Annotated in this window: 19 protein-coding genes and 1 pseudogene; 12 read left to right on the forward strand and 8 right to left on the reverse strand. The window is 60.5% G+C overall.

Translation table 11 applies throughout. The features are described 5' to 3' along the window. Positions 1-21: 21 nt before the first annotated feature. A pseudogene (locus C8K58_RS22255) lies at positions 22-471 on the forward strand (GNAT family N-acetyltransferase); the annotation flags it as partial. On the opposite strand, the gene sfnG reads toward C8K58_RS22255, so the two are convergent. Further along, entirely contained in the window at positions 467-1,552 is a 1,086-nt protein-coding gene (sfnG, locus tag C8K58_RS22260) for a dimethylsulfone monooxygenase SfnG (protein WP_092357837.1), read from the reverse strand. The pseudogene C8K58_RS22255 and the gene sfnG overlap by 5 nt on opposite strands. A 268-nt stretch (positions 1,553-1,820) precedes the next feature. Between sfnG and C8K58_RS22265 the strand changes: the two genes are divergently transcribed. Next, positions 1,821-3,059 carry an acyl-CoA dehydrogenase family protein gene (locus C8K58_RS22265; protein ID WP_092357835.1) on the forward strand — a complete coding sequence of 413 codons (1,239 nt, stop codon included), beginning with the start codon at positions 1,821-1,823 and terminating at the stop codon, positions 3,057-3,059. A 292-nt stretch (positions 3,060-3,351) separates the two neighbouring features. On the opposite strand, the gene C8K58_RS22270 is transcribed toward C8K58_RS22265, so the two are convergent. The 4 genes from C8K58_RS22270 to C8K58_RS22285 all read right to left on the reverse strand — a co-directional run bounded on the left by C8K58_RS22270 (position 3,352) and on the right by C8K58_RS22285 (position 7,067). Then, the gene (locus C8K58_RS22270) at positions 3,352-4,137 is read right to left on the reverse strand and encodes a sulfite exporter TauE/SafE family protein (protein WP_027606416.1); all 786 of its coding nucleotides are present in this window, start codon (positions 4,135-4,137) and stop codon (positions 3,352-3,354) included. Between the two features lie 91 nt (positions 4,138-4,228). Beyond that, positions 4,229-4,999 (reverse strand): class I SAM-dependent methyltransferase, encoded by a 771-nt coding sequence (locus C8K58_RS22275; RefSeq protein ID WP_098479684.1) that lies wholly within the window; start codon positions 4,997-4,999, stop codon positions 4,229-4,231. A gap of 58 nt (positions 5,000-5,057) precedes the next feature. Further along, a complete protein-coding gene (locus C8K58_RS22280) occupies positions 5,058-6,362 on the reverse strand; it encodes an ATP-binding protein (protein ID WP_027606418.1) in 1,305 nt (434 codons plus the stop codon). A gap of 3 nt (positions 6,363-6,365) precedes the next feature. Next, positions 6,366-7,067 carry a response regulator transcription factor gene (locus C8K58_RS22285; protein WP_027606419.1) on the reverse strand — a complete coding sequence of 234 codons (702 nt, stop codon included), beginning with the start codon at positions 7,065-7,067 and terminating at the stop codon, positions 6,366-6,368. Positions 7,068-7,238: 171 nt separating this feature from the next. Here C8K58_RS22285 and C8K58_RS22290 point away from each other — a divergent pair, with 171 nt between their 5' ends. The 7 genes from C8K58_RS22290 (at position 7,239) to C8K58_RS22320 (ending at position 15,289) form a co-directional block, all read left to right on the forward strand. Next, positions 7,239-8,396 (forward strand): efflux RND transporter periplasmic adaptor subunit, encoded by a 1,158-nt coding sequence (locus tag C8K58_RS22290; RefSeq protein ID WP_027606420.1) that lies wholly within the window; start codon positions 7,239-7,241, stop codon positions 8,394-8,396. Between the two features lie 12 nt (positions 8,397-8,408). Next, positions 8,409-11,498 carry an efflux RND transporter permease subunit gene (locus C8K58_RS22295; RefSeq protein WP_027606421.1) on the forward strand — a complete coding sequence of 1,030 codons (3,090 nt, stop codon included), beginning with the start codon at positions 8,409-8,411 and terminating at the stop codon, positions 11,496-11,498. Positions 11,499-11,596: 98 nt separating this feature from the next. Then, complete coding sequence (locus C8K58_RS22300) at positions 11,597-12,238, forward strand: DUF1345 domain-containing protein (protein ID WP_092488619.1); 642 nt, start codon at positions 11,597-11,599, stop codon at positions 12,236-12,238. A 72-nt stretch (positions 12,239-12,310) separates the two neighbouring features. Continuing rightward, entirely contained in the window at positions 12,311-13,180 is an 870-nt protein-coding gene (locus tag C8K58_RS22305) for an AraC family transcriptional regulator (RefSeq protein ID WP_027606423.1), read from the forward strand. Positions 13,181-13,202: 22 nt separating this feature from the next. After that, on the forward strand, positions 13,203-13,808 hold the full coding sequence (locus tag C8K58_RS22310; RefSeq protein ID WP_027606424.1) for a LysE family translocator: 606 nt from the start codon (positions 13,203-13,205) through the stop codon (positions 13,806-13,808). Positions 13,809-13,937: 129 nt separating this feature from the next. Continuing rightward, positions 13,938-14,738: a hypothetical protein gene (locus C8K58_RS22315; RefSeq protein ID WP_133822142.1), complete on the forward strand. Its 801-nt coding sequence runs from the start codon at positions 13,938-13,940 to the stop codon at positions 14,736-14,738. A 110-nt stretch (positions 14,739-14,848) separates the two neighbouring features. Beyond that, a complete protein-coding gene (locus C8K58_RS22320; protein ID WP_027606426.1) occupies positions 14,849-15,289 on the forward strand; it encodes a hypothetical protein in 441 nt (146 codons plus the stop codon). A 63-nt stretch (positions 15,290-15,352) separates the two neighbouring features. Here the strand turns inward: C8K58_RS22320 and C8K58_RS22325 are convergent, their stop codons facing one another. The 3 genes from C8K58_RS22325 to C8K58_RS22335 all read right to left on the reverse strand — a co-directional run bounded on the left by C8K58_RS22325 (position 15,353) and on the right by C8K58_RS22335 (position 21,964). Continuing rightward, positions 15,353-17,608, reverse strand: a complete 2,256-nt coding sequence (locus C8K58_RS22325; protein WP_166655320.1) for an autotransporter outer membrane beta-barrel domain-containing protein — start codon at positions 17,606-17,608, stop codon at positions 15,353-15,355. Positions 17,609-17,857: 249 nt separating this feature from the next. Then, positions 17,858-19,849: a hypothetical protein gene (locus tag C8K58_RS22330; RefSeq protein WP_098479687.1), complete on the reverse strand. Its 1,992-nt coding sequence runs from the start codon at positions 19,847-19,849 to the stop codon at positions 17,858-17,860. A gap of 150 nt (positions 19,850-19,999) precedes the next feature. Further along, complete coding sequence (locus tag C8K58_RS22335) at positions 20,000-21,964, reverse strand: hypothetical protein (RefSeq protein WP_098479688.1); 1,965 nt, start codon at positions 21,962-21,964, stop codon at positions 20,000-20,002. 238 nt (positions 21,965-22,202) lie between these two features. Here C8K58_RS22335 and C8K58_RS22340 point away from each other — a divergent pair, with 238 nt between their 5' ends. From C8K58_RS22340 to C8K58_RS22350, 3 genes are read left to right on the forward strand one after another with little or no spacing between them, the layout of a single operon-like run. Then, complete coding sequence (locus C8K58_RS22340; protein ID WP_043293610.1) at positions 22,203-23,222, forward strand: LacI family DNA-binding transcriptional regulator; 1,020 nt, start codon at positions 22,203-22,205, stop codon at positions 23,220-23,222. Between the two features lie 60 nt (positions 23,223-23,282). Then, positions 23,283-24,065 (forward strand): sugar phosphate isomerase/epimerase, encoded by a 783-nt coding sequence (locus C8K58_RS22345; protein ID WP_027606430.1) that lies wholly within the window; start codon positions 23,283-23,285, stop codon positions 24,063-24,065. Further along, entirely contained in the window at positions 24,058-24,999 is a 942-nt protein-coding gene (locus C8K58_RS22350) for a sugar kinase (RefSeq protein ID WP_027606431.1), read from the forward strand. The genes C8K58_RS22345 and C8K58_RS22350 overlap by 8 nt, the downstream gene beginning before the upstream one ends. Positions 25,000-25,006 lie beyond the last annotated feature (7 nt).

The following is a 25,006-nucleotide window of genomic DNA, read 5'->3' on the forward strand; positions in this document are numbered from 1 at the left end:
CGCAACTTTTACGGCGGTTATATGGCTCTTTTCTCTCGCATTGCATTACCCGGTGATATACCGGCATTAGTGGCATTGGAGCACCAGTGTTTCACCACCGACCGGCTCTCATCGCGCAGTTTTCACTGGATGATCAGCCGCGCCCACGGCCAGTTGCTGGTGGCGGAACAGGACGGGCAGTTGCTCGGTTATGCGCTGGTGCTGTTTCGTCGTGGCAGCGTGTTCGCGCGCCTGTATTCCATCGCCATTGCCGAGCACGCACGCGGCCTCGGGCTGGGCAAGCAGTTGCTCAGCCATGTCGAGGCCTGCGGGGTGACGCACGGGTGCGCCCACCTGCGCCTGGAGGTGCGCACCGACAACCGCGGCGCCCTGGCGCTGTATGAACGCAACGGCTACCGGCGTTTCGCCCAGGTCAACGACTACTACGCAGACCACACCCCGGCCCTGCGCCTGGAGAAAACCCTGGTCAGGCCACCTGCTTGATCCCGGCCTTGGCTTCCAGCTCGCGCACGAGCGGCAATACACGTTTGCCGAAGTACTCCACTTCTTCCTGGAAGTGCAGGAAGCCCGCCAGCACCAGGTCCACGCCCACTGCCTTGAGTGCGACGATGCGCTCGGCAATCTGCTGCGGGGTGCCGATCAGGTTGGTCTTGAAGCCATCGTTGTACTGCACCAGGTCTTCAAAGCTCGACTTGGCCCAGTTGCCCTCGCCTTCGGGTGATGCCTTGCCGGCCTGCCTGGCCGCGTCGCCAAAGGCGTTCACGGCTTCCGGGTCGGCCTTGTCGATGATCTCTGCGAGCACGGCGCGGGCTTCTTCCTCGGTGTCGCGGGCGATGATGAACGCATTCACGCCGACCTTGACCGAATGGTTGTTGGCAGCGGCCTTGGCGCGAATGTCATCGACCTGGGCCTTGATGCCTTCCGGGGTGTTGCCGTTGGTGAAGTACCAGTCCGACACGCGCGCCGCCATGTCTCGTGCGGCCCGCGAGCTGCCGCCCTGGAACACTTCCGGCTGGCCCAGGGGCTTGGGCTTGAGGGTGTAGTTGTTGAAACGGTAGAAGTCGCCCTTGAAGGTAAAGTCGTCCTGGGTCCAGATGCCTTTGAGGGCGCGGATGAATTCTTCGGAACGGCGATAGCGCTCGTCGTGCTCCAGCCAGTGTTCGCCGATGGCCTGGAACTCGCCCTTGAACCAGCCACTGACAATGTTCACCGCAATGCGGCCATTGGTGAGCTGGTCGATGGTCGCCAGTTGCTTGGCCGCCAGCGCCGGTTGCCATGGGCCGGGCAGGATCGCGGCGATAACCTTGAGCCTGGTGGTAGCGGCCAGCAAGGCATGGCTGAACGCCACGGACTCATGCTGGTTCTCGGCGCCGTAGCCGGCGGTGAAGCGGATCTGGGTCAGGCCGTATTCGAAGCCGGCTTCCTCGGCCAATTGCGCCAGTTTGCGGTTGTAGTCGATGCCCCAGTGGGTGCGTTGTTCGATCTTGCTGACCACCAGCCCACCGCTGACGTTGGGCACCCAATAGGCAAATTTCACGGCTTGCTGACTCATCGAACGGTACCTCGCACTAAGGAATGTACTGAGGGGTTGAGCAGCAAGCGTGCCAGACGCGGGCAAACGCCCGCTCCACAAGGGTTGCGACACGAATTCGGGGCTGGGAAGCTTGGAATGCCAATGTCAGGGATTGCAACGCTTTGTCGGTTTACTGTTGCTGGAGCAACAGTAAACAGCGTGCATCCCCCCGTAAACATTGGGCCTGGCACCCGGCACGGAGTGTGCAATCACTCCCGTCACCGATCACTGCCCCGGAGCCTTGCTCATGACCGAACACCACGTTATCAACCCGTTGTCTGTCGGCGTCGACTACCCCACGCTGGCGGCGCGCTTTCGTCCGATTTTCCAGCGCATCGCCGCTGGCGCGGTGGAGCGCGAACAAACCCGCGCCCTGCCCCATGAACCGATCCAGTGGCTCAAGGAAGCCGGCTTCGGCGCGGTGCGGGTGCCGGTGGAATATGGCGGTGGCGGTGCTTCGCTGCCGCAACTGTTCGAACTGCTGATCGAACTGGCCGAGGCCGACTCCAATGTGCCCCAGGCCCTGCGCGGGCATTTCGCCTTTGCCGAAGACCGCCTGAATGCGCCGCCCAGTGCCGGCCGCGACCTGTGGTTCAAGCGCTTTGTCGACGGCGACATCGTCGGCTGCGCCTGGACCGAAATCGGCACCGTGGCCATCGGCGAGGTTGTCACCAAGGTCAGCCCGGACGGCGATCGGTGGAAACTCAACGGTGAAAAGTTCTACAGCACCGGCAGTATTTTCTCCGACTGGATCGACGTGTACGCCCAGCGCAGCGACACCGGCGGCGATGTGATCGCCGCCACCCGCGCGCGCCAGCCCGGCGTGGAACACAGCGATGACTGGGACGGCTTTGGCCAGCGCACCACCGGCAGCGGCACCTCGCGCTTTACCGATGCGGTGGTGGAGGCGGAAAACGTCATCGACTTCGCGACCCGCTTTAAATACCAGACCGCGTTCTACCAACTTGTCCTGCTGGCCAGCCTCGCCGGTATCGGCCGTGCCGCGTTGCGCGATGTGGCCCACCAGGTGCGCAGCCGCAAGCGCATCTACAGCCACGGCAATGCCCAGCACGTCAGCCAGGATGCCCAGATCCAGCAGGTGGTGGGCGAAGTCGCCGCCCTGGTCTACGCCGCCGAAGCCAGCGCGCTGAAAGCCGCCGTACCGGCGCAGCGGGCGTACCTGGCGCGGTTCGGTGGGGATGAAGTCGCCGAGCGCGAAGCCAACGTCGCGGCCGAAATCGAGTCAGCCACCGCGCAAGTGGTGGTGTCGGAGCTGATCCAGCGCGCCACCAGTGAGTTGTTCAACGCACTGGGGGCGTCGGATGTGCGCCAGGGCAAGTCCCTCGACCGCCATTGGCGCAATGCGCGGACCGTGTCGTCGCACAACCCGGTGATCTACAAGGCGCGGATCGTGGGGGACTGGGTGATCAATGGCACCGAGCCGCCGTTTGTGTGGCAGATCGGCAATGGCCCGGCGAAAGCCTGAGGCTGAGCGGGGTCAAAACTGTGGGAGGGGGCTATGCCGATCAGTTAAGAGATAGAACGGGCAAACAGTAACCTGTGGTGAGCGGGCTTGCCCCGCGTTGGGCTGCGCAGCAGCCCCAATAAGAGCGCTGCAGTGTGCCAGGCAGGTCAGGGGCTGTGTTTTGGGGCTGCTACGCAGCCCAACGCGGGGCAAGCCCGCTCACCACAGTTACAGTGTTCCTCCTTAACTGACTGGCATTAGGGCTTGCCCCCTCCCACATTTGGCCCCTGTGTATTTGAATCCTGTGTACGCCTCAAAAGGCCAATTTGTAGCCGATGGTCATCAACATGATCGCCAGGCACGGGCGCAATACGCCGTCCGGGACCTTGCCGGTCATGTGGCTGCCGAAGTAAATGCCCGGCAGCGACCCCATCAGCAGAAAGCCCAGCAGGTGCCAGTCCATATTGCCCATGCCGGCATGGCCCAGGCCCGCCACCAGGGTCAGGGGCACGGCGTGGGCGATCTCGGTGCCGACCAGGCGGCGCGTGGCCAGGAACGGATAGAGGATAAACAGCGCGACGGTGCCGAGGGCGCCGGCGCCGATGGAGGTGAGCGCAACCATGGTCCCCAGCACCGCACCGGTCACCACGGTCAGGGCATTCAGGTTGCGCGGGTTCATATGGTAATGATCGCCCGCGTGGCGCTGGGCGAATGCCAGCAGGCGTTGCTTGAACAGGATCGCCAGGGCGGTCAGCAGCAGCACCACGCCGAGGGCCTGCTTGATCACCGCGTTCATGGCGCTGGGGTCGGTGTGCAGGCTGGCGAGGAACCACAGGGTCAGCAACACCGCAGGCACGCTGCCCAGGGTCAGCCAGCCGGTGATGGTCCAGTCGATGTTCTTGTTCTTGCTGTGGACCAGCACGCCACCGGATTTGGTGATGGCCGCGTACAGCAGGTCAGTGCCCACGGCCGTGGCCGGGTTGATGCCGAACCACAACAGGATCGGGGTCATCAAGGAGCCCCCGCCGACACCGGTCATGCCGACGATAAAACCAACGATCAGGCCCGCAATTACAAAACCAAAGTTACCCACTTCCATCAACGCTACCCGCGGCCTTATAAATTTCTGGCCGCAGGATAGCGATTTTTCTTATAACGACTTATATCAATATGATCTGACTTTATGCCTTTTATGGCAGTCGACGACAGACATACGCCTGGGTCTGATAAGGAAACGCCACCGTGTCGCGGTCCTTCAGGGCCGGATGGCTGGCGATCAAGCCACGCAACTGCTCGCTCACAAGGGCTTTTTCAGCCTCGGGCAACGCAGCAATAAAGCTCACGGAGAGGAAGCGATCCATGATCACTTCCTGGGGGCTGCCGACGTGGCTATAGGGGAAACAGGTCATTTCGGGGTCGGAAAAGTACTTGCCGTCGAAGGCTTCGCGCCAGCGTCCGGAGTGAAAACGCGGGGTGTCACCCTCGTAGGGCGTAATGATCGCAGTGATCGCCGCTACCCAGTCCACCGACTCATCGCGCACATTCCACACCAGCCCGAGGCGCCCTTCGGGCTTGAGCACGCGGTGGATTTCCGCCAGCGCGGCCTGGGTGGAGAACCAGTGAAAGGCTTGCGCGCAGACCACCGCGTCGGCGCTGGCGGTTTCCAGGGGGATGGCTTCGGCAGTGCCGTTGACCAGGCGCACGTCCGGCAACAGCCGGGTCAACTGCGCACCCATGGCCTGCACCGGTTCGACGGCGATCAACGTCGGTGCCAGGGTGCTGAGCAGGCGCGTGAACTTGCCGGTGCCGGCGCCCAGGTCGATCACCCGTGAGTGCCCATCGACGCCGAGTACATCCGTGAGCCAGCCCGTGAGTTGCCTGGGATAATTCGGCCGGCCCTGGGCGTAGGTGGCGGCCTGGGTAGAGAAACCTTGTTGAGCAGACGTGTGGACACCAGTCATTGCCAATCTCTCCTCGGGTAAAGCGGGGGCACAGTGTGCGCCTTCCCCGGGAGATTTTCTAATCGGCAGCCGTGGGCAACCACACCCGGAACCGTGCGCCGCCCAACGGCGAGGCCAGTGCGGTCAGGGTGCCGCCTTGGGCCTCGAGGGCTCGCCGGCTGATGGCCAGGCCCAGGCCAAAGCCACCGGTGGCGCGGTCGCGGCTGCGGTCGAGACGGTAAAAAGGCTCGAAGATACGCTCGCGCTGGTCCAGCGGAATGCCGATGCCATCGTCATCCACCCAGATTTCACAGCCTTTGGCGCAGACCTTGACGCCCACCTGAATGCGCTTGTCGCAGTAACGCGTGGCATTGCGCAGCAGGTTCTGCAGGGCACGGGCGGTGAGGCGCGGGTCGAGGCTGAAGCGTTCCACAGCGCAGTCGAGTGCTACATCGATGACGATCTCGGGATTTTCCAGTTCGTCATCGACACTGCCGAGCACGCTGTCGATAAACTCATCGAGCACCACCTCCACACGCTCGGGCAATTGCGCCGGGTTTTGCAGGCGGCTGTAGGACAACAACTCCAGCACCAATTCATCCAGCTCGCGAATATGCGCAACCAGGCCATGCAAGCGCTGGCGACTGGCCTCCGGCAAGTCTTCGGACAGCGCCAGGGCCAGGCCGAAATCCAGGCGCGTAAGGGGCGTGCGCAGTTCGTGGGAGACCGCGTTGAGCAGGTCGCGCTGTTGGTTGAGCAGGTGTTCGATGTCGTCGGCCATGGTATCGAACACCGCTGCCAGGCTGCCGATATTGGAGCTGGCCGGGATGTGTGTGCGCTCGGCCAGGTTGCCTTTGCCCAGTTGCGTGGCGGTGCTTTTCAGGCGTTCGAGATCGCGCCAGTGCGGACGCAGCCAGAACAGCAGGCAGGCCAGCAACGCCGCACCGATCAGCACGTTCATCGACCAGTACAACAGGTTCATGTCCAGCGGGTCTGGCGGAATGGTCAGCTTGACCACGAACTGCTCGTTGAGCGGCGAGCTGATGTCCTCCATCCAGCCGAACTCCCCCAGGTGAATCACGGGGTTGCCCTGCTCCAGCAGTTTGGCTTCCTGCGTGGTGTAGCTGGCGTCCTGGCGCAACAGCAATTGCACTTTGAGGGGGGCGAAGTCACGTCCCAGTTGCTCGGTCACCTGGGACCAGCGCTCCACCGGCGCGCGCAGGTACTGCTTGACGATCAGCTTCTGCATGCCTCGGGACTGCTCGACGTTGTAGTCCAGGTAACGGTGCTCGAACAGTTGGATCACCAGCTTGGGAATCAGGAAGATCGCCGCGCTGTAGGTAATGATGGTGATCAGGTAAAGGCGTAGCAGTACACGAAACATCGGTCAGCATTCCCACTCGGAACGGCTGAACAGGTAGCCTTTGCCCCATACGGTCTTGATCTTGCGCGCTTCACCGGCGTGGTCGTCGAACTTGCGGCGCAGCTTGGAAATGGCCACGTCCACCGAACGGTCGGTGCCGTTGAACTCGATACCGCGCAGGCGTTGCAGGATCTGGTCGCGGCTGAGCACCTCGCCCGCGTGCCGGGCCAGTACCACCAGCAGGTTGTATTCGCCGCTGGACAACTCCACCGCCTGCTCGCGCCAAGTCACGGTGCGCTCCGACAGGTCGATGCACAGGTTGCCCATCAGGATCTGGTCGTTGGCCACCTGGGGCTCGGACAGGCTGCTGCGCCGCAGCAAGGTGCGCACCCGCGCCAGCAGCACACGCGGCTCGCAGGGTTTGGTCACATAGTCGTCGGCGCCCATTTCCAGGCCCAGCACCTGGTCGTGGCTGTCGTCGCGGGCGGTGAGCATCAGGATCGGCAGGCCCGCCGAGTCGGCGCGCAGCAGGCGGCACACTTGCAGGCCGTCGAGGCCGGGCAGCATCAGGTCGAGGATCACCAGGTCCGGCGGGTCGAGGCGCGCGCGCTCGCGGACGTGGTCGCCACGGCTGAGCACACTGACGTGGTAGCCATTGCGTTCCAGGTAGCTGGCAATCAGCTCGGAGAGTGCGGCGTCGTCTTCCACCAGGAGGATGTTGGGCATGGTGTTTCCAAATAATGCGGTTTGTTGGTGTGTTGCAGGATTGTGCAAGGATATACGCCCTCGGCGCCCCGCGCGCCGCACCTTACATTTCTTCACAGACGACCTACATAGCTTCACAGCACCACGGCGCAGGTGCCCTTAGGATGCGCCAGTCAATATTGGGATAAGAGCATGTCGAAGAATCTGTTTGCGCCATTCTGCCTGTTGGCCCTGACGCTGGCCCTGAGTGCCTGTGACCAATCGGCCGACGAAGCGCCGCCAATGCCCCTGGCCAAAGTGCGCATCGAAACCCTTGAGGCCAAGCCCCTCTCCATCACCAGCGAATTGAGCGGACGCATCGCCGCGCCACGCATCGCCGAAGTGCGCGCACGGGTGGCCGGGGTGGTGATGCAACGGGTGTTCAAGGAAGGCCATGACGTCAAACAGGGCGACGTGTTGTTTCGCATCGATCCGGCACCGTTCAAGGCTGACCTGGACAGCGCCCAGGCCAACCTGAGCAAGGCCGAGGCCAATGCGTTCCAGGCGCGTCTGCAGGAGCAGCGCTACAGCCAACTGGTGGAAGGCAATGCCATCAGCGGCCAGGACTACGACAACGCCCGCGCCAACCTGCGCCAGACCAACGCCGAAGTCGCCGCCAACAAGGCCGCCGTCGAGCGCGCCAGGTTGAACCTGGGCTACGCCACCGTGACCGCGCCGATTTCCGGGCGCATCGGCCGCGCCCTGGTGACCGAAGGGGCACTGGTGGGCCAGAACGAAGCCACGCCCCTGGCGATCATCCAGCAACTGGACCCGATCCACGCCGACCTCACCCAGTCCACCCGCGAGCTCAACGACCTGCGCCGCGCCTTCCGCGCCGGCAGCTTGAAGCAGGTCGGCCAGGACCAGGCCAAGGCCACGTTGATCCAGGACGATGGCAGCCTCTACCCGCTGCCGGGCAAGTTGCTGTTCGCCGAGATCAGCGTCGACCCGGGCACCGGGCAGATCATCCTGCGCAGCGAGTTCCCCAACCCGGACCTCGACCTGTTGCCCGGCAGCTTCGTACGGGTCCGCCTGGAGCAGGCCGTCGACAAACAGGGCATCAGCGTGCCGCAACGCGCCATCACCCGCGACAGCGCCGGCATCCCCATGGTGCTGCTGCTCGACGCCGAGCAGACCGTCAGCCAGCAGCCGGTGGAACTGGGTGCGGTGATCGCTGACCGCTGGGTGGTCAGCCATGGCCTCAAGCCCGGCGACCGTATCGTCGTCGAAGGCCTGCAGCACGCGCGCCCCGGTGAAAAAGTCGAGGTCGATGACAGCCCCACACCCGTTGCCCAGGCTTCCGGCCAATAAGGATCTTTGACAATGCCGCAGTTCTTTATTGACCGCCCGATCTTCGCCTGGGTGGTCGCCCTGTTTATCCTGCTGGCCGGCTTGCTGGCCATCCCGCAGTTGCCGGTGGCCCAGTACCCCAACGTCGCGCCGCCGAAGGTGGAAATCTACGCGGTGTACCCGGGCGCCTCGGCCCAGACCCTGGATGAAAGCGTGGTCAGCCTGATCGAGCAGGAGCTCAACGGCGCCGATCACCTGCTGTATTTCGAATCCCAGAGCAGCCTCGGCTCGGCAACGATTACTGCCACGTTCCAGCCCGGCACCAACCCGGAAATGGCCCAGGTCGATGTGCAAAACCGCCTCAAGGCGGTGGAGCCGCGCCTGCCCCAGGCCGTGACCCAGCAGGGTTTGCAGGTGGAGAAAGTCTCCGCCGGTTTCCTGCTGCTGGTGACCCTCACCTCCAACGACGGCAAGCTCGACGATGTGGCGCTCAGCGATTACCTGGCGCGCAACGTGATGAACGAGCTCAAGCGCCTGGACGGGGTCGGCAAGGCCCAGCTGTACGGTGCCGAACGCGCCATGCGCATCTGGATCGACCCGCAGAAACTGATCGGCTTCAACCTCACGCCGGCCGACGTGAATGCCGCGATCAGCGCACAGAACGCCCAGGTCTCGGCCGGCAGCATCGGTGACTTGCCGGGTACCAGGACCCAGGAAATCACCGCCGCGATCCTGGTCAAGGGCCAGCTGTCCACGCCGGCGGAATTCGCCGATATCGTGCTCAAGGCCAACCCGGACGGCTCCACCGTGCGCATCGGCGATGTGGCGCGGGTAGAAGTGGGCAGTCAGGAATACCAGTTTTCCACGCGCCTGAACGGCAAGCCGTCCACCGCCGTCAGCGTGCAACTGGCGCCCGGGGCCAATGCGCTGAACACCGCGACCCTGGTGCGGGCGAAGATGGACGAGCTGTCGCGCTATTTCCCGGCCAATGTGGAGTACAAGATCCCGTACGACACCTCGCCGTTCGTCAAGGTCTCGATCACCAAGGTGGTCTACACCCTGCTCGAAGCCATGGCCCTGGTGTTCGCGGTGATGTTCCTGTTCCTGCAGAACGTGCGCTACACCCTGATCCCGACGCTGGTGGTGCCGATCGCGCTGATGGGCACCTTCGCCACCATGCTGTTGCTGGGCTTCTCGATCAACGTGCTGACCATGTTCGGCATGGTGCTGGCCATCGGCATCCTGGTGGATGACGCCATCGTGGTGGTGGAGAACGTCGAGCGGATCATGGCCACCGAGGGCCTGTCGCCCAAGGAGGCGACGAAAAAAGCCATGGGCCAGATCACCGGCGCCATCGTCGGCATTACCCTGGTGCTGGTCGCGGTGTTCCTGCCGATGGCGTTCATGGCCGGCTCGGTGGGGGTGATCTACCAGCAGTTCTCGCTGTCGATGGCCACCTCGATCCTGTTCTCGGCCTTCCTCGCCCTGACCTTGACCCCAGCCCTGTGCGCCACGCTGCTCAAGCCGATTGCCAAGGGCGAGCACCATGCCAAGGGCGGGTTCTTCGGCTGGTTCAACAAGCGCTTCGAGCAACTCACCGACCGTTACGAAGGCTGGGTCGCCTATGCGCTCAAGCGCAGCGGCCGTTACCTGCTGATCTACCTGGTGCTGCTGGTGGGCCTGGGGCTGATGTTCAGCCGCCTGCCCTCCTCGTTCCTGCCGGTGGAAGACCAGGGCTACACCATCACCGACATCCAGCTGCCGCCCGGCGCGAGCAAGAACCGCACCGTGCAGGTGGCCGAACAGATCGAAGCGCATAACGCCGGGGAGCCAGGGGTGGGTGACACCACCATGATCATGGGCTTCAGCTTCTCCGGCTCCGGGCAAAACGCCGCGCTGGCGTTTACTACGCTCAAGGACTGGTCGGAACGCGGCAGCGATGACTCCGCCGCCTCGATTGCCGACCGCGCCAACATGGCCTTCAGCGAACTCAAGGACGCGATTGCCTATGCAATCCTGCCGCCCCCGGTGGACGGCCTGGGCACCTCCAGCGGTTTCGAGTTCCGCTTGCAGGACCGCGGCGGTGTAGGCCATGCAGCCTTGATGGCGGCGCGTACCGAATTGCTCGACGCCGCCGGAAAAAGCCCGATCCTGGCCAACGTGCGCGAAAGCGCCCTGGCCGAGGCGCCGCAAGTGCAGCTGGAAGTCGACCGCAAGCAGGCCAACGCGCTGGGCGTCTCGTTTGCGGATGTGGGCAATGTGCTGTCTTCGGCCATCGGTTCAGCCTATGTCAACGACTTCCCTAACCAGGGCCGCATGCAGCGCGTGGTGGTACAGGCCGAAGGCGACCAGCGCAGCCAGGTGGCGGATTTGATGAAGATCCACGTGCGCAACAAGGATGGAAAGATGGTACCGCTGTCGGCGTTTGTCGAAGCCAAATGGACCCAGGGCCCGGCGCAACTGACGCGCTATAACGGCTACCCTGCCATCGCCATTTCCGGCGAGGCCGCACCCGGCCACAGCACCGGCGAGGCGATGGAGGAAATCCAGCGCCTGGTCAGCCAATTGCCGGCAGGCCTGGGCCAGGAGTGGACCGGGTTGTCGTTGCAGGAACGTTTGTCCGGCTCCCAGGCCCCAATCCTGTTGGGCCTGTCGCTGCTGATCGTGTTCCTGTGCCTGGCGGCGCTGTATGAAAGCTGGTCGATCCCGACGTCGGTGTTGCTGGTGGTGCCGCTGGGCGTGCTCGGCGCAGTGCTGGCGGTGACTTTGCGGGGCATGCCCAACGATGTGTTTTTCAAGGTCGGCCTGATCACTATCATCGGCTTGTCGGCGAAGAACGCGATCCTGATCATCGAGTTCGCCAAGGACCTGTATGACCAGGGCGAAGACCTGATCGACGCCACCCTGAAAGCCGCACGACTCCGGTTGCGCCCGATCATCATGACCTCGCTGGCGTTTATCCTCGGCGTGGTGCCCTTGGCGATTGCCACCGGTGCCAGTTCGGCGAGCCAGCAGGCGATTGGTACCGGGGTCATCGGCGGGATGATCACCGCGACCCTGGCGGTGGTGTTTGTGCCGGTGTTCTTTGTGGTGGTCATGAAGCTGGTGCGCAAAAAGCGCTAAGGCTTTTTGGGGGACACTGTAGCTGTGGCGAGCGGGCTTGCCCCGCTCGCCACAAAAAATGCGCTAAGGTGCTCACAGGTAACCCTCTGTGAGCCGCCATGCCCTTTCTAGCCCGTACCCACCCTCGCCTCTCCGCCGCCGCTGTGCTCGGCCTTGCCGTCGGCATCCTGGCGCCGGCCGACACCCTCGCCAGCAAAATCCTCATCGGCTGGAACGCCGGGGTCTGGACCTACCTGGTGCTGATGCTGTGGCTGACCAGCCGTGCCAAGGCCGACGATGTGAAGCGTATCGCCGAAATCGAGGACGAAAACGCCGGGCTGGTGCTGTTCACCGTGTGCATCGCCGCCATCGCGAGCCTGGCCACCATCACCTTCGAACTGGTGGGCAGCAAAGACCTGGCCACGTCCGAGCGCCTGCTGCACTACGGGTTTACCGGGCTGACGGTGATCGGTTCATGGCTGTTGATCGGGGTGATTTTCAGCGTGCATTACGCCCGCCTGTATTACACCTGGAATGGCAAGGAGCCGGCGTTGCGGTTTGCCGAAGGGCTGTTGACGCCGAACTACTGGGACTTCCTGTATTTCTCCTTCACCATCGGCGTGGCGGTGCAAACCTCTGACGTCGGCGTCGCCACCCGCGGCATGCGCAAGGTGGTGCTGGGGCAGTCGCTGATCGGCTTTTTGTTCAATACGGCGATCCTGGGGTTCTCGATCAACATCGCCGCCGGGCTGTTCGGCTAGGCTGCACAAACCTTCTAGACGCTCAGGTGTCGGTGGGTGCTAATACCCTTACACATTCCGTCCCGGTGTTTCATGGCTGCGCATAATTGGATCGATCTGTCCCAGGACGCCGACACCGGCATCGAGACCCTGCGCGCGCATTTCGAGGGCCACGCCTACGACCCCCACTGGCATGACAGCTACCTGGTCGGCGTCACCGAACAAGGCGTGCAGCAGTTCAACTGCCGCCGCACCCGGCACAACAGCGTGCCCGGCCAGGTGTTCCTGGTGGAGCCCGGTGAATTGCATGACGGTGACGCGCCCACGCCGGACGGCTTTACCTACCACATGCTGTACCTCGACCCGCAGTGGCTGGCGCGGGAAGTGAGTGCGGTGTTCGAAGAAGCGCCGCTCAACAGCCAACTGGGTTTCGCCACGACCTTGACCAGCGATCCACGCCTGGCCATCGCCACCAGCCAGGCGTTCCAGACGCTGCACAGCGGTGAATTGCGCATCGTGCGCCAGCGTGTCATGGACCAATTGCTGGAGCGCCTCACCGGTCACCTGGCGTGGCGCGCGCGCTACCGTGACGATCCACGCTTGCCACTGGTCGCCCATAAGGCCCGCGAATACCTGCATGCCCACTTGCATCAAGACGTCGGCATGGACGAACTGGCCGTAGCCTGTGGCGTCGACCGCTTCCGCCTGACCCGCGCGTTCAAGAGCGCCTTCGGCCTGCCGCCGCATGCCTACCTCGTACAACTGCGCTTGGCCCGTGCCCGGCATTTGTTGGCCAAGGGCGAGCAACCGGCGGATATGGCGATTGCCCTGGGCTTTGCCGATCAAAGTCACCTGGGCCGCTGGTTCGTGCGCGCCTACGGCTTGACACCGGCCGCGTACCGCAAGCGCTGCTCAAATCTTCCAGACAGTAACGCACAGGCTTGTGAGGATGGACGCCACTGAACGATTCACTGGAGTCCCCAGCATGTCCTCCCCGTTACTGCCCTTCCTGTTATTTGCCTTCGTTGCCTCCATCACCCCCGGCCCCACCAACATCCTGGTGCTGAGCAACAGCGCGCGTTATGGGCTCAAGGCTGCACTGCCTATCGTATTGGGTGCCTGTCTGGGGGCTGCGGGAATTGTGTTGCTGGTGGGCTCGGGCGTGGGCCAGTCGCTGGCGCAATTGCCCAGGGTGCAGGCCGCGATGCAATGGGTGGGCGTGGCCTGGCTCAGCTATCTGGCATGGCAGATCTTCCGCGCGCCGGCCGAAGCCATCGACCCGAACACCCCGCAAAAACGCCTGGGCCTGGCCGGCGCCGCCAGCCTGCAATTGGTCAACCCCAAGACCTGGATGATGGCGCTGGCGGTGGTCAGTGTGTTTGCCGACAACGGTGAGGCACGCCAGAGCCATGTGCTGTACCTGTCGTTGGCGTTTTTTATGATTTCGTTGCCGTGCCTGGGGGCGTGGGCGTTGCTGGGGGTGGGGTCGAGCCGGGTGTTTCGCTCGACCAAGGCCATGCAGCGTTTTAACCAAGGTATGGCGTTGCTGTTGTTCGGCTCCGCCTGGCTGAGCGTTTTAGCGGGAGCATAGAAAAGGCGACGAATGGCGAGCAAACCTGTGAATTCTGACAGTTGTGGGCAAGGCGTTAATGGCGCTGAATAAAGCCACTTGTCAAAAAGCACGGGCCATGACGGGTATCAAAGCCTGCGGGAGCACGCCATGTCACCACTTGTTCCGTTAAATAAGAATCTGATCCTGAATGGAAACTTTATCGACCATGGAACCCATTGGACAGCCACCGCGACACTTCCCGGCAGGGTTGATTTTTCCCAGCACAGTTGCATCGTCAGAACTCAAGGAATGGCTGAGCAAACGGTACCTGTGGTTGAGGCAACGGTCTATACCCTCAGCCTGTTTACGCTGATTACTTACAGAGGTACCGGCTCGATAACGGTGGTTTTTCAGCCTTCGGGGGTCAATGAATCGATATCGATGTCCGGCAACCAAGGCTGGTTGCGTCAGTCATTAACGTTCACGCCTCCCACAGGCACTGTCAGCGCAACCGTGCAATTGACAGGAACGTCGGGGGACGTCTGGTTCGATAACGTCAGGCTAGTGGAGGAAGAAGGGACGCTCATACCGATTGAGTTGATCGGTAACGGGGACTTCTCACGCAACGGCGATGAATGGACTTCGTCACCGCCACCCAATTCCGCGACCTTCCACGATCAACGGTGTCAGTTGAATCTGGGCGCTTATATCGAGCAGGACATCAGGGTCGTTCCCGAGCAGGCGCTGGTCTTCTCTATCGATGCACAAACACCAACCGGCGGCCATGGGGTTGTAATGTTTCATATAACCCCCGATCACGTACCTGAGTTCGAGTTACGCGGAGAGGGAGGCTGGGATTCATACACCTACTTATTCACCGTCCCCGCTGGCATTCATGACATCACGCTGCAAATACAGGGCATTACTTTTCTGATCGTCGACAATATTTCATTAAAGGCAATGGAATGAAAGCGCGTGCAAAGGAGGCAAACGTAAACCGTCGCATTTAACAGGCTTGTCCCAAGTGGGCAATGATGCCTTCACAGGACATTTATTGACGAGAGCGGGAGACTATAACCATGAGTACTGCAACTGCATCTGCGGTAAGTGAAAACAGCCGGTCCACTAACCAAGTTTACTTTCAGGGAACGATCGCGACTCAGGCTTTCAAGGACGATTTCCCCAAACATGAACTCAAATCCGATTATTGGTGGGTTGAGGCCACTCAGCGGGATTTAGGCATTGGCAACCGCCGGCGAATCGTTGTTTTCCAATATCTGGCGGATCCGGCGACATTGCCCTCCGGCCGGTATACCCTCAAGCCCGACGAACCCGACGAGCGTTTTTCAATTATTTATATGGAGCTCAATGACGCGCCACCTCCCGCTTATACAGCCTCGCGCGGCACGATTGAGTTTATCCATAACCAGCAAACCAACCATGTCAGTGGCGCCTTGGACGTCTACTACGTTGACGTCAATATGAAGGATCAACGTATGCAAATCCTGTTCAATGTTTGACCCGCCAAAAAAACGCCCCGGAAACCGGGGCGTTTTTTATCACTTGATCCAGGGCATTGTTGATTACCAGCTGTAACGCACGCCCACGTTGGCGCCCCAAGGCTGATCAATCCGCTTGCCTTTCGCATGTTCGAAGTCGGCATGCAACTGCAGGTTCTGGGACAAGGACACCGAAACCCCCGCACCGAACTCTGCACGGCTGCCCGAGAGATCGTTATTGAAAGTCTGGTTATTCACCGACACCTTGTTGTTCTTGGCAAATTCATGAGCGACCGCACCGCGCAAGTAAGGCTGTACAACGCTACCGCTATCGAGCACAAAATCACGGCCGACAGTCACCCCCAATTTACCCAGGACCGAGTGGGTGTGATCGCCCTTGGCCTGCATCCCGTTATCCAGTTGGTAGCTCTTGCCCTTGGTAGTCATCACCGACGCTTGGGCAAACGGTTCAACGAAGAACGCATCATCCAACCGAATATTACGCCCGACCTCTGCCGAAACACCCAAGGCATTAGTGGAGTAGTTACCCTTGGCCTGTGCGCCATCGCTCAACCCCACCTTGGAGTCATTGCGCAGGTGGTTCACCTTGGCCACACCGTCAAAGTAGTAGCCACTGTCTTCATCCATCCAAGTGGCATAGGCACCGACGTAGTAACTTTTGATAGTGCCCGACGTTCCACGGCCAACATCCAGATCTGATTCACTATGACCGGCCATGACCCCCAATAGCCATGGGCTGTCCATCATCGGCATATCCGCACCGAGGGAAAAACCGCGTTGCGATTGGGTGTAGCCATTTCCGGCACCACCTTTGGCCTCGAACTTGTTGCCATAACTGCGGACCCATCCGCCGGACTCAGCACCATTGTGGCGCAGTTCACCCATACGGGTACGCAGAGAAGACAGCTCGCCATACCACACGGTAGGCGCGGCATTGAACAGCGCCAGCACCGAGCGGGTGCCAGGGCTGATGACCCGCGACGACGGGTCGAGGAACCAGTCATTGCCGTCTTGCTTGAGCCCATAAGACCACGCCCCCACATCGACCGATCCGCCTATCAGCGAAAACTGCGCATCACCGCCACCGGTATGAACAATACGCACCTCATTGGCACTGACCGGCTCGACGCCGCTGCTGGATAGCAGCAATTGATGGTTGCCGCTGGCGGAACCCGTGATGTTGAGGAAGTCGGTCAAGCCCCGGGCAAAATCAGTGCCCATCACAAACGTACCGTTACCTGACAGGCTGGTCAGGTCCAACTGGTAAAAGGCGTCACTCGCACCAAACCTGATCATCCCGCCCGACAGATTCAAGGCGCCGACCTGGCTGTTGCCGGTCATGTCCCACAGCGACTGGCTACCGATACTCAACGACGAAACATTTTCCAGGCGACCGGTCAACGCAGCCCGGTTCTGCAAGTCAAGGTGTGTGGTACTGCCCGACTCAACGATCACGTTGCCCAGTAGTTGGCTGTTATCAACCCGTACAGTGGCCGAAGACCCATCCTTGACCTCAAGGAGGTTGCCGTTGCCACCGGACAGTGTCGAGCCATTCAGCACCTCAATCGATGCGTTGGCCCCTCTGCCCAGCAGGCCTTCTACCACAATCGCTGCACCGGTTTCGCCAGTCACGTGGGTATTGTCCAGTACCAAGCTATTGGCAAGCACACTACGGGGTTCATTCGTCAGGACTACGCCGTTAAGGCCGCCTGTGATTACACTTTGACGAGCATGGGCCTCTGCGCCCTGCAACTTCAAACCGAAACTGCCAGCGTCTGTACCCTGCACGATGCTGCGGTCCAGGTTCAGCACGCTGTGGCCTCCAACCGCTGCGCCGCCGGTTGCCCCGGAAACCACGCTGCCATTGACAGTCGCGTTGGAACCCACGGTGGAGCCTGAGAAACGACTGAGCACCAACCCATCGTAGTCGGCACTGGAAATCACGCTGCCGTTGATCAACGCATTACTGCTGTACAACGTGATACCCGCATTGAAATCACCCTGCGCCACAACACGACTGGTATCCACGTTGACGTTCGAGCCCGCCTGTGCAACGACGGTGCCGAGGACGGTACTCGAGTCGCTCAGGTTCAGGTTGGAGCGGGCGGCATAGACGCTCTCGGTTCGCCCCTCTATCACGTTGAGCGTGGCATTTTCCAACGTATAGCTGTCGAGCACGTCGTGAAAGTCAATGGTCTCGGTTCGATTTTCGATCAGCCTTGCCTGAGCGTGCGGAGCGAGAGCTAACAGTGATGCAATCGACGCAACCTTAACGACGAAGGCTAAAGGATTTAACTTAAAAATAGACTGGGTATTCATGATCACTCACTCGTTCAACAGGCGTTCCATAACAGAAAAATTCGGCCTGTTTCGAATGCAGTGGAAACTGGCCAGTTAAGGCCCGCAAAATTACCGGTGAGCACTAACGACGGATGTAGGAATTATCCGAACCATCCTAAGGAAAATCGCGTATCAATGGCGGGAATGGGGTAACGCAACTACGCAAGGAAGCTCATGACAGGTGAAAACCAAAGGGCGCCGAAGCGCCCTTTGAACAACGTGTATTGACTATTCATCCTCCCCGAGAACCGGCAGCTCCTCGCAGTACAGCGGCGGCGTAGACCGGTTTGCGAACAGCGTCGTTGTAAAGCCCTTCTCAGATGGCTCCTCAACGCCATTAACCATCGCAAAGTATTGAATGCTGACTGAGTTGCGCCCAGCAGGCCTGATGACGGTGGTGTAAGGCTGAATCGTCAGGAAGAAACCATTTGAAACCATATCCGGTGTCAACGGTAGCGAGTTGAACGATACAGGATCCCCCAATGGCGTAGTGCTGGCCCTGTCGCTGTATACCTGCCATTCCACGCGGACGACAGCGTCCTCCTGGAAGTAGGTGGTATTGCCCGGCACTCTGACACGTGCGGAAAAGTTAAACGGATCCAGATCCGTACAAGCCATATCCGTGCCAGCCTTGACGAAGGTCGGCTGCTCCATGACGACTATGTTGGCGTCGACCTCGACATTCTGGGGACGAGATCGCTGGAGGTTGTCATTGACTTCCCAACTCAAGGTATAGAACACCGGGACCGTGCCATTGCCAACCTCCTTGATGATTGGCCAAGGCACGTTGAGGGTAACGGTGTCTCCACCGGCTTCGCCATCCAGCTCGATTGAATCGAAGGGGTACGCAAAACTGCCCCAATAACCAGTAAGGGTGATACCGGGTACAGGCGGGGGAACCTCCCACAGCACAATCTCGACGGTCGCGTCGTTACCGAAATCTTCCGGCAGCAAATGGTTTTCCTGATCGGGATCGCTACCGTACACGTTCACCAGGTTGAGCCGAGAGTTTTCCGGGTCTGGCGTCGGGTCGGGGCCGGGGCCTGAAAGATCCACTTCAATGGTTAGCGTGGGCGCGGGATATTCGTTGCCATTGCGATCAACCAGGTAATCGATATCCGTGTCCACTTCCCCGGGGCCGGTACCATACACGTCGAAGATGATATCGGTATCAACCGGCAGCCTTAGAGGAAACGGCGTGTAATCCCTGACATTGAAGCGCCCAACGCTCTCGCCGCCCCAGGTGAGGTCAATGACATCCAGCTCCTCTCGCACATTGGCGTACTGAGGAATTTCCACCGTCACGCCATCGGGCTCGTGAGCATCCGCCAGATCAATCAGGCCATCGGCCGGCAACAGCGCCAACGGCACCCTCGCCTGCAAAGGATCAGGAACCCCCACCAGGTTCAGCCGGACGGGACAGGGAACAGATTCCCTGCTTTTGTTACGGGCCAGGTCTTTCAGGATATAAAACAAATAGTATATGCCAGCTTCCAGCACTTCGATCCGGTCCCATGGAATAACAAACTCAAGGCTATCTTCCACCGGCACCGTGTCGATCTCTGTAGCAAGAAGCGATGAGGAATACTTCGAGAAATAGACCGTGATTGTGTCACCGTCTGCTCGACCATAGTCCTCGTAATTCGGGTAGGTACATACCAATCCCTCATCATGTTCCTCTACATAGAGTTCGTCGATTTCCGGCCCTAGGTCGGCCGGTAATAACGGAGCAAACGGATGGATATCGTGTTCTTCATCGTCGTCGACATTGAATTTGTAGGGTGCCGTCAGATCCACCTCCAATGGCGCGATTCCTGACAGGGTAGGGAGCTTGTCTTCATACAAGATATAGGCAATTTCGTACTTCCCCTGACTCAGGCGGGAGGTCGGAATATTCCTGACAATAATGTCGCCCGCATTGATTGCACCGGCTCCCGAATAGCGAAGCGTATGCAGAGACGGTGCCCAATTTGTCACACCTTTATCGCGCATCACCAATTCCAGCCGGGCTTCTGCAGGAGGCACTTCAAGCGATGGCGCTACAAACGTAACAGGTAAGTCTCTTCTTGAGGCCGCTGCGAGGATCAGCCCCTGATCGTTTAGCGAGCTGAACTCCGGCGCCTCAAACTCAAAAATACCGCCGCCATACTTGGAAACATACTCTCGATTGAGCTTTCGAGAGGCAAGTGCAGCCTGTTGTTTCTTACTAAAGATAGTCATCTACGTTCTCCATAAGCGAATTATTAACGCCGGTTACCACTTCAATGTCACAGGCGAAACGAGAAATCGCTCGCCTTGAACCGAATAGTTGGCCCCGCCTCTAAAACACTTGAGACCACTATCGAAGCTCAATTTTATTATTGGACTCAGTCACTCGTTAACAGGCGAGTCCTGTTCCCCGTCTTCGTCGGGACCGCAATAACGTCCACTGGAGTAGCGTTGGTCAATCTTGACTTGCCGCTCCCGTGCCCTGCCTATGATTCTGGTGCCACGGAGCACTTCGTAAGACACCAGTGCCGAACTCCCCACGCTTGCCGGATTGTCTGACCGTATGGGCTTTATCTTTTCTTCATAGTTATCTTGCTTAAATATATAACCCTTCTTCGCTTCTTCCGCCGAAAGGAAATGCAGCAAAGAGTCTTCAGTCCCGTCAATGGGCCCGGTAAAAAAACCCTCATAACCCTGCCAACTCAAGAGCACCGCATCGCCTTCTCTGAGCTGTGTATTTCCCGGAATTCCCAGGGGGATATGGTCCCACATGGGAGGAACAGTCTGACAATTTATCCAGGCGTCTGCAGTTGCACTGGGAAATTGCACTTGCGTAAGACTCAATATAGGAACCACGGCCACTGTCACGTTGGTGAAGTTGGCCAATTGTTCATTAACGCCGTTAGAGGTCGTGTAATAAACAGGCATTCTGTCGTTATTGCCTGCTCCCGTGATGACATTCCAGGGAATATCACTGAACTCGACAATGCTGCCTTCCGCATCGCCCTTACTTACATCCACCGTGTAGTGTGCAACCGGTACAGCGGTACTGGGAAAGTTGCCCCAATACAGCGTCAACTTTTCCCCATCCTGAGGCCGGTGGTACAACGGAACACTGGCGTAAATGCGCTGATCCTGATCACGTATATCGATAAGGTTCTCGGTCATGGAACCTTCACCCCAGACCATCACGGCAGGAAGGTCGAGATTCAGCAGTTGCGGTGCATCGCCGTGGTCTTGCCCCGCCACCGTGAAGTTCCATCTGATCACCGTCGGTGGGCTGGGAGGGGTGGGGAGCGTTCCACCGGTGCGAGTAATGGTGTACGTAGCAACGCCGGAAGCTTGCCCCAGCCCCTGGGCAATCAACGTTTCCCAAGGGATGCTGACATCAAGAGGCAGCTGGGTGACCGGCTGTGGCGATAACGGCGTAGCGCCCCACGTAACCGTGACATGGTCCCCCTCCTGCCAATTGTCGTACAGCACCTTCCCCACAACGCCAAGGCGTGCATCCTGGCGATCAATCAAGCCGTTCACCATCGCCGGAACAACCAGTGCCTGGAGGTCGGAGGGCGAGGGATCCAGATCAACAATAACCGGTGTCTGGATTGATCGCGGCCCTGGGTTACCGGAGCGGTCCCGCAACACAATATGCATGTATTGAAGGCCGTTTCGATAAAGCCGAAACAGATCTCCTGGTACGGGGAAAACCAACGGCTCAGTTTCAGAAACAAAGTCAAAAAAACCATCAGGCGTATCCCGCTCCGGTGGTGGTGTTTCATCCGAAAGGTAATACTCGACCCGGTCCCATGCGCGACGGCCAGTGTAAAAAGGTATCCGCATGTTCACAGTCGGGTTCTCAGCCAGATAATCCTCATCGATGATACTGACGGGAAATTCAGGCACCTGGGGGGCGATATTGTTGTTGGGTGGGGTACGGTCCAGCACTAACACGCGCGTTGGCGAAGAGGTGGGCAAAGTGCCCTGCTCAAGCACCTCATAGCTCAGCAGCACGGTGCCGTCGTTCTCCAGATACCTCCGGTCAACGGGAATACGCAGTGGAAAAATCGCCGGATCAATCGGGCCATTGAACCGCCGGCGCAGGAGCGGCTCTCCCTCACTTCCACTACGGCGCCAATGAACGACCAGGACGTCGAAACTCCCCTCCGGCGCGGACTCTGGCCAAAGCTCCTCGATGACCACCTCAATATCCGAGTCAAGGTACTCGCGCGGGATATACCCCTCGATAATCGGGGGCACGGCATCATCAAGGATGGGCACCTTGATCTCGGAAAAAGACAAAATATTGCTTCTGGAGACACGTCTGCGACGAGGGTTGGAAGTGTTCATATAACTGTCCTGCCGACGATACAACGGAAGATGCCCTTGGCAAGGATTAAGCGCCCAAATACCACGCTTGGGTACTGTCAAAACTAACAGGTAGGCATCGCCGCTCGTCGGTTTCAACAGCTACGTCGGCGCCGCATTGGCTTGACGGATCTTCTGATTTGGTGTTTTCTGAAACCGGTTTCAAGCATCCTTGTCGATGTTTAATGACCTCCAACACCAATAAGAAAGGCCCGCGACCGTGACCCCTTTTTCCGCCGCCCAACGCACCCGTGTCACCATGCTCGACGTCGCCCAACGCGCCGGCGTGTCCAAAGCCAGCGTGTCCCGCTTTATCGGCGAGGACCGCGCCCTGCTCTCCGATGCCATCGCCCTGCGTATCGAACACGCCATCGAACAACTCGGCTACCGCCCCAACCAGATGGCCCGCGGGTTGAAACGTGGCCGCACGCGCCTGATCGGCATGCTGGTGGCCGATATCCGCAACCCCTATTCCATTGCCGTGATGCACGGCGTCGAAACCGCCTGCCGCCGGCACGGCTACAGCCTGGTGGTGTGCAACACCGACCGCGATGACGAACAGGAGCGCCAACACCTGGCGGCGCTGCGCTCCTACAACATCGAAGGGCTGATCGTGAACACCCTCGGCCATCACCTCGACCAATTGCTGGAACTGCAACGGGAAATGCCCCTGGTGCTGGTGGACCGCAAGGTCGAGCCGCTGCACAGCGACCTGGTGGGGCTGGATAACCCGGCGGCGGTGCGCATGGCGGTGGAACACCTGGAACAGCAGGGTTACCGCGATGTATTGCTGGTGAGCGAAGCCTGCGATGGCACCAGTTCACGGCAGGAACGCCTGGACAGCTTCAAGGGCGAAATCGCCCGGCACCCGGCGCTGACCGGCGCGGTGCTGGCGCTCGATGACGGGCTGGAACCACGCCTGCAAGCCTTTCTCGCCAAACCCGGCCCCAAGGCGGTGTTCTGTGCCAACGGCGTCGCCACACTGGCCTGCACCCGTGCGCTCAAGGCGCTGGACTGCAACCTGTTCGACGATATCGGGTTGATCGCCCTGGACGACCTCGACTGGTACCCGTTGGTGGGCAACGGCATCACCGCCCTCGCCCAACCCACCGAAGCCATTGGCGCCAGTGCGTTCGACTGCCTGCTCAAGCGCTTGCGCGGTGACACCGAACCGACCCGCACCCTGGACTTTTTGCCCCAGTTGATCATTCGAGGTTCGACCCAGCGTCCTTACACGTAGCAGAGTCGATTCAACCTTTATAACGTGAAAAAATGAAACCGGTTTCAGAGGTAAACAACAATGCACAAATACCCCGTCTCCATCAGCCTTTCCAGCTACGGCGCCGACCTGGTCCGCCAGCAAGGCCAATTGAGTTTTGTCGAACTGCTGGCCGCCGCCGGTGCCCGGCGCATCGAGTGGCGCGAAGAACTGCTGACCAGCGAGCAACCTGCACAACTGGCCCAGGCTGCCGCCGAGCAAGGCCTGGAGTGTGTGTTCTCATCGCCCCTGGAATTGTGGATCGCCGGCCGCGCCCAGCCGAATGCCGATCTCAACGCAACCCTGGACCGCGCCCAGGCCTTTGGTGCGCGCTGGCTGAAAGTCTCCCTCGGCTACTTCACCGATACCAACGACCTGGAAAGCCTGCACGCCCTGCTCGCCCGCCATCCGGTCAAACTCTTGGTGGAAAACGACCAGACCCTGCACGGCGGGCGCATCGAGCCGATGCAGCGCTTCTTCACTGAAGTCGAACGCCTGGGCCTGCCGGTAAAGATGACCTTCGATATCGGCAACTGGCAATGGCAGGACCAATCCGCCCTGACCGCCGCGCGCCTGCTCGGCCGGCACGTCGACTACCTGCACTGCAAGGCCGTGGCCCGTCGCGCGGACGGCAAGCTGGTGGCACTGCCGCCCGGCGCCACCGACCTGCATCTGTGGGAACAACTGCTCACCCACATGACTCAAGGCATTACACGGGCGGTGGAATTCCCGTTGCAGGGCGATGACCTGGTCGACGTCACCGCGCAACAGGTGGCCGCCCTCGCCCTCCTTGGCCAACCCCGTGGGGAGAATGCCCATGTCTGAGATCGATATCCTCTCGTTTGGCGAAACCATGGCGATGTTTGTCGCCGAGCAGACCGGCGACCTGGCCCAGGTGGCGCAGTTTCACAAACGCATTGCCGGCGCCGACAGCAATGTTGCCATCGGCCTGTCGCGCCTGGGCTTCAACGTCGCCTGGCTGAGCCGGGTGGGCAATGATTCCCTTGGGCGCTTTGTGGTCGACACGCTGAAAAAAGAAGGCCTGGATTGCCGGCATGTGGCGGTCGACCCGTTGCACCCCACCGGCTTTCAGCTCAAGTCCCGCGAAGAAGCCGGCGATGACCCGCAGGTGGAGTACTTCCGCAAGGGCTCGGCCGCCAGCCATTTGTCCACTGCGGCCATCAGCCCGGTGCTGTTGCAGGCCCGCCATCTGCATGCCACCGGCATTCCGCCGGCCTTGTCCGAGGCCACCCGCGAGCTGTCCCGCGAGTTGATGACCCAGATGCGCAAAGCCGGGCGCAGCGTGTCGTTCGACCCGAACCTGCGCCCCTCGCTGTGGGCCAGCCAGGAACAGATGATCCGCGAAATCAACGCCCTCGCCGGCCTCGCCGACTGGGTCCTGCCGGGCCTGGGCGAAGGCCGTCTGCTCACCGGTTTCGACGACCCGGCGGATATTGCCGCGTTCTACCTCGACCAGGGCGCCGAAGCCGTGGCGATCAAGCTCGGCCCGGACGGCGCCTACTTCCGCACCCAGCTGGACCAGGGCTTTGTCGCCGCCGTGCGCGTGGACAAGGTGGTGGACACCGTCGGCGCCGGCGATGGCTTTGCCGTGGGCATGATCAGCGCCCTGCTGGAAAACCTCAGCTTCCCCGAGGCGGTACAACGCGGCAACTGGATCGGCAGCCGCGCCGTGCAAAGCCGCGGCGATATGGAAGGCTTGCCCACCCGCTCCGAATTACCCACCCGATCCGTCGCTTGACCCACAC

The organism is Pseudomonas sp. GV047 (assembly GCF_003058245.1).
GTDB classification, from domain to species: Bacteria; Pseudomonadota; Gammaproteobacteria; order Pseudomonadales; family Pseudomonadaceae; genus Aquipseudomonas; species Aquipseudomonas marginalis.